Origin of the sequence: Nostoc commune NIES-4072 (assembly GCF_003113895.1) — a bacterium.
In the GTDB taxonomy this organism is placed as follows: Bacteria; Cyanobacteriota; Cyanobacteriia; order Cyanobacteriales; family Nostocaceae; genus Nostoc; species Nostoc commune.
This window is the reverse complement of the sequence record NZ_BDUD01000001.1, coordinates 5,511,953-5,512,980: the sequence shown is the minus strand read 5'-3', so window position 1 is coordinate 5,512,980 and position 1,028 is coordinate 5,511,953. Positions and strand designations below refer to the sequence as shown.

The following is a 1,028-nucleotide window of genomic DNA, read 5'->3' as shown; positions in this document are numbered from 1 at the left end:
GCAATATTAACTTGGTCATCCAACTGCTGACGGATGGCTAAATCTTGATTTTCACACTCAACAGCTTGTTCGTATTTACCCCATTCTCGATAGCAATTCCCTAGCCAGTTCCACAGATTAGCTACATCTTTATCTTTGCCTAATTCTTGATAAAGGTCGCGGCTTTGTTGAAAGTAATTGATGGCTTGCTCGAATTTACCCCAATCTTTATAAATCCTTCCTATTTGAAAATAAGCATCAGCAATATTAACTTTGTCATCCAACTGCTGATAAATGGCTAAGTGTTGATTTGCACACTCAATAGCTTGTTCGTATTTACCCCATTCTCGATAGCAATTTCCTAACCATTTCAATAGATTAGCTACATCTTTATCTTTGCCTAATTCTTGATAAAGGTCGCGGCTTTGTTGAAAGTAATTGATGGCTTGCTCATATTTACCCCATTCTTGATAAATCTTTCCTAATTGCCGATAAGCAGCAGCAATATTAACTTGGTCATCCAACTGCTGGCGGATGGCTAAGTGTTGATTTGTACACTCAATAGCTTGTTCGTATTTACCCCATTCTCGATAGCAAACCCCTAGCCAATACCACTGATCAGCTACATATTTATCTTTGCCTAATTGTTGATAAAGGTCGCGGCTTTGTTGAAAGTAATTGATGGCTTGCTCGAATTTACCCCAATCTTGATAAATCCTTCCTAATCGAAAGAAAGCTAGTGCAATATTAACTTGGTCATCCAACTGCTGATGGATGCCTAAGTCTTGATTTTGACACTCAATAGCTTCTTCGTATTTACCCCATTCTCGATAGCAATACCCTAGCCAGTACCACAGATTAGCTACATATTTATCTTTGCCTAATTGTTGATAAAGGTCGCGGCTTTGTTGAAAGTAATTGATGGCTTGCTCGGATTTACCCCATTCTTGATAAATCCATCCTAATTGCCGATAAGCACCAGCAATATTAACTTGGTCATCCAACTGCTGACGGATGGCTAAGTGTTGATTTGCACACTCAATGGCTTG

Annotated in this window: 1 protein-coding gene; it reads right to left on the bottom strand. The window is 39.0% G+C overall.

Translation table 11 applies throughout. From position 1 onward, the window contains the following. Positions 1-1,028 (bottom strand): tetratricopeptide repeat protein (locus CDC33_RS24465; protein WP_146195889.1); only part of this gene is annotated, 1,028 nt, incomplete at both ends.